This is a genomic window from Paenibacillus pinistramenti (assembly GCF_005869875.1).
GTDB classification, from domain to species: domain Bacteria; phylum Bacillota; class Bacilli; order Paenibacillales; family Paenibacillaceae; genus Fontibacillus; species Fontibacillus pinistramenti.
In genome coordinates this window covers 1-618 of record NZ_VAWG01000041.1, presented here as the reverse complement: position 1 = coordinate 618, position 618 = coordinate 1, and the positions used below count along the sequence as shown (strand labels likewise).

Here is a 618-nt window from a genome sequence, read left to right as displayed (position 1 = left end):
CCAGCCTATCTACCTCGTCGTCTTCAAGGGGTCTTACTAATTGGGAAATCTCATCTTGAGGGGGGCTTCACGCTTAGATGCTTTCAGCGCTTATCCCTTCCGCACTTAGCTACCCAGCTGTGCTCCTGGCGGAACAACTGGTGCACCAGCGGTGCGTCCATCCCGGTCCTCTCGTACTAAGGACAGCTCCTCTCAAATTTCCTACGCCCACGACAGATAGGGACCGAACTGTCTCACGACGTTCTGAACCCAGCTCGCGTACCGCTTTAATGGGCGAACAGCCCAACCCTTGGGACCTACTTCAGCCCCAGGATGCGATGAGCCGACATCGAGGTGCCAAACCTCCCCGTCGATGTGGACTCTTGGGGGAGATAAGCCTGTTATCCCCAGGGTAGCTTTTATCCGTTGAGCGATGGCCCTTCCATGCGGTACCACCGGATCACTAAGCCCGACTTTCGTCCCTGCTCGACTTGTCAGTCTCGCAGTCAAGCTCCCTTTTGCCTTTGCACTCTTCGAATGATTTCCAACCATTCTGAGGGAACCTTGGGGCGCCTCCGTTACTCTTTAGGAGGCGACCGCCCCAGTCAAACTGCCCGCCTGACACTGTCCCCGTACCGG

Annotated in this window: 1 rRNA gene; it reads right to left on the bottom strand. The window is 56.6% G+C overall.

Going from position 1 to position 618, the window contains the following annotated elements:
* Positions 1-618, bottom strand: a 23S ribosomal RNA gene (locus FCN15_RS19040); the annotation flags it as partial.